This window comes from Melaminivora alkalimesophila, from assembly GCF_000282995.1.
Lineage (GTDB): Bacteria > Pseudomonadota > Gammaproteobacteria > Burkholderiales > Burkholderiaceae_C > Melaminivora > Melaminivora alkalimesophila.
This window is the reverse complement of the sequence record NZ_ALEE01000441.1, coordinates 1-3,885: the sequence shown is the minus strand read 5'-3', so window position 1 is coordinate 3,885 and position 3,885 is coordinate 1. Positions and strand designations below refer to the sequence as shown.

The window sequence follows — 3,885 nt, the reverse complement described above, 5'->3', positions numbered from 1 at the left end:
AGGCACGCTGCTGCAGCCGGCCAGCGCCAGGGCGCACGCCAGCGGTGAGAGGGCGGAAGAAAGGGCGGGCAGGAAGCGGTGCATGGAACGCATTTTGCCGGGCGGCGGGCGATACTTCGAGGGTCGCCCGGCAGTCCCGCCCGGCCCTTGCTCCTCGAGGTTCATGCACACCTTCCTCTGGCACGACTACGAAACCTTTGGCGCCGACCCGCGGCGCGATCGCCCGGCGCAATTCGCCGCCATCCGCACCGACGCCGACCTGCAGGAAATCGGCGAGCCGCTGATGCTCTACTGCCGGCCGGCGAACGACTACCTGCCGAGCCCCGAAGCCTGCCTGATCACCGGCATCACGCCGCAGCAGTGCCTGGAGCGCGGCGTGCCGGAGCACGAGTTCGCGCGCCGCATCGAGGCCGAGCTCGCGCTGCCGGGCACCATTGGCGTGGGCTACAACACCATCCGCTTCGACGACGAGGTGACGCGCTTTCTGTTCTGGCGCAACCTGCTCGACCCCTACGCGCGCGAGTGGCAGAACCAGTGCGGGCGCTGGGACCTGCTCGACGTGGTGCGCCTGGCCTATGCGCTGCGCCCGGACGGCATCCAGTGGCCGACCGGTCCGGACGGCAAACCCAGCTTCCGGCTGGAACACCTGACACGCGCCAACGGCATCGCCCACGAGGCGGCGCACGATGCGCTGTCGGACGTGCGCGCCACCATTGCCCTGGCGCGGCTGATCCGCCAGCACCATCCGCGGCTGTTCGATTTCGCGCTGTCGCTGCACCGCAAGGAGCGGGTGGCCGCCGAGCTGCGCCTGCCGGCGACGGCCGCGACGGCGCGTCCCTTCCTGCATGTCTCGGGCATGTTTCCGACCGAGCGCGGCTGCCTGGCCGTGATGTGGCCGCTGGCGAGCCACCCGGTGAACCGCAACGAACTGCTCGCCTGGGATCTGGCGCACGACCCTTCGGTGCTGGCCGAGCTGACGGTGCAGGAACTGCGCCAGCGGCTGTTCACCCGCACCGCCGAGTTGCCTGAAGGTGTGGAGCGGCTGCCGCTCAAGTCCGTGCACCTGAACCGCTCTCCGATGGTGGTGGGCAATCTCGCGACGCTGCGGCCGGAACAGGCACGGCGCTGGGGCATCGACCTGGAGCAGGCCGCCCGCCACGCGCAGGCCGCCCAGGCGCTGCCCGACCTGAGTGCCACCTGGGTGGAGGTCTTCGACCGGGCCCGGGAACCCGTGGCCGACGTGGACCAGGACCTCTATGGTGGCTTCCTCGGCGACGAGGACCGGCGCCGGCTGGCACGGTTGCGCGAGCTGCCGGCGACAGAGCTGGCGCTGGCGCGGCCGGGTTTCGATGACGGTCGCCTGGAAGAGTTGCTGTGGCGCTACCGGGCGCGCAACTTTCCCGAGACGCTGTCCGGGCCGGAGCGACAGCGCTGGGAGACACACCGCGCGGCCGTGCTGCACCGCGGCGAGGGCGGAGGCCTGAGCTTCGAAGCCCTGTTCGAGCGCCTGGATGCGCTGGCGGAAGAGGCCGACGAGCGCGCCCAGGCCATCCTCGGGGAACTCTACGACTGGGCGGAGCACATCGCGCCCGAACCCGACTGACCGGAAGGCGGCGGGCACTTGGCCGTAGGCGGCATCGCCCCTTCGCCTACATCCCCCGAGGGACACCTGCGGACACAATCGCCTCGATCCCCGCCTGGAAGACCGCATGCCCCGCACCGACAGCCCCCAGGGCGCCAACGCCTCCGTGCCGCCGAGCGCAGCAGGCGGCCGCGATGGCCTGGCCGCGCTGCTCGGGCTGGTGCCCACGCTGCGCGTGCTTGCCGGGCTGGCGATCGCCGCCCTGATCATCGGCGGCCTGTATGCCGGGCGCACCATCCTGGTGCCGCTGGCGCTAGCCTTCCTGCTCAGTTTCGTGCTCGATCCGCTGGTGGTGCGGCTCAAGCGCATTGGGGTGCCGCGGCTGGCGGCCGTGTTGCTGGTGGTCGGGGCGACGCTGTCGGTGCTCGGCGTCACGGCCGTGTTCGTCACCAACGAGGCGCGCGTGCTCAGCGAGCAGCTGCCGCAGTACCAGAACACCATCCGCAAGAAGCTGCGCAGCCTCGCGCAGCAGCTGCGCGCTCCCGGCATGTTCGAGGGCGCCAAGCGCACCCTGGACATCGTGCAAAGCGAGGTCGAGGCGGCGGCGCCGGCCCTGTCCGGCAGTTCCGGCGCGCGGCGCCGGGCCGTTCAGCGGGTCGAAGTGCAGGAGCCGCAGCTCAGCCCTGCGCAGCAGGCGCTGGCCGCCTTCGACGCGCTCAAGCGCCCGGCCACGGACGCCGGCCTGGTGCTGGTCTTCGTCATCTTCATCCTGCTCGACCGCGTGGACCTGCGCGACCGGTTGCTGCGCCTGCTCGGCGGGAACCTGCACCGGGCGACCGACGCCATGGACGAGGCGGGCGAGCGCATCTCGCGCTACCTGATCATGCAGCTCACGGTGAACGTGAGCTACGGCATCCCGATGGCGCTGGGGCTGTGGGCGATCGGCGTGCCGGGGGCCTTTCTGTGGGGAGCGCTCGCCGGGCTGATGCGTTTCGTGCCCTATGTGGGGGCCTTCGTCGCGGCGCTGTTCCCGGTGACGCTGGCCTTCGCCGTGCACCCCGGCTGGAGCCTGGTGCTGTGGACCATCGGGCTGATCGTGGTGCTGGAGCTGATCAGCAACAACATCATCGAGCCCTGGCTGTATGGTGCCAGCACGGGCCTGTCGATCCTCTCGCTGATCGTGGCGGCGACTTTCTGGGCGACGCTGTGGGGGCCGGTGGGCCTGATCATGTCGACGCCGCTCACCGTGTGCCTGCTGGTGGTCGGGCGCTACCTGCCGCAGCTGGCCTTCCTGGACGTGCTGCTGGGCAGCCAGCCGGTGCTCGACGAGCCCACGCGCATCTACCAGCGGATGCTCGCCGGCGACCCGGACGAGGCGATCGAGCTGAGCGTGGCGCAGGTCGAGGCGCTGCGCGGCGACGTCCCGGCCTTCTATGGCCAGGTGGCGCTGCCGGTGTTGCGCATGGCGATGGGCGACCATATGCGCGTGGCGACGCCCGAGCACCGCCTGCGGCTGTTCCAGGGCATGGACGAGCTGCTCGACGACCTGCAGGAGCAGTATCCGCCGCCGCCTCCGGTGGCGGCCGCTTCGGAATCCGGGCATGGGCCGGTGGTCTGCCTGGGAGGCAAGTGGGAGCTGGACCACATCGCCGCGCGCATGGCGGCGCACGCGCTCGCCCTGCAGGGCTGGCCGGCGCAGACGCGCGCCTTCGGCCCGCTGACGGCCGAGCACCTGGAGGGGCTCGCGCTGGAGGACGCCCAGGTGGTGTGTCTGGTCTGGATGTCGCCCGAGCCGGCCGCGGCCGCGCGCCATTTCTGCCGCCGGCTGCGCAGGCGCTGGCCGCATGTGCGCATCGTGCTCGCGCTGTGGGGAGAGCTGCTGGAGCCGGGCGGGGTGCAGGACGACGCCCAGGCGCTGGGCGCCGACGAGCTGACCTTCACGCTGGCCCAGACACTGGCGCGCATCGGCGAGCTGCAGGGGCTGGAGCTGCGCCGGGCCTTCGAGGAAGCCCCCATTCCCCGCGACGATGCCGCGCGGGTGCAGGCCTTGCGCGCCAGTGGCGTGTGGGACAACGAGGCGCTGCGCCAGCTGTGCCTGCACACGACCAAGCGCGCGGTCGACATCTTCGACGTGCAGCAGGCGATGGTCTCGCTCGTCGACGCCGAGATGCAGCGGCCCCTGTGCAGCCATGGACGGCTGGCACCGCCGGGCGTGACCGAGGCTGAGGAGGAAGAGGCGTTGCGGGCCGGCATGCCGCGCGCCCTCTCGCCCTGTGCCCACGTGGTGGCGGCGCGCCGGCCGA

General features: G+C 71.7%; 2 protein-coding genes. Both read left to right on the top strand.

Annotated features, from left to right (window positions below):
- Positions 1 to 163: 163 nt before the first annotated feature.
- Positions 164 to 1,603, top strand: a complete 1,440-nt coding sequence (gene sbcB / locus A612_RS08695; RefSeq protein WP_019374114.1) for an exodeoxyribonuclease I — start codon at positions 164 to 166, stop codon at positions 1,601 to 1,603.
- 106 nt (positions 1,604 to 1,709) lie between these two features.
- A partial coding sequence (locus A612_RS08690) for an AI-2E family transporter (RefSeq protein ID WP_019374113.1) occupies positions 1,710 to 3,885 on the top strand: 2,176 nt, incomplete at its 3' end.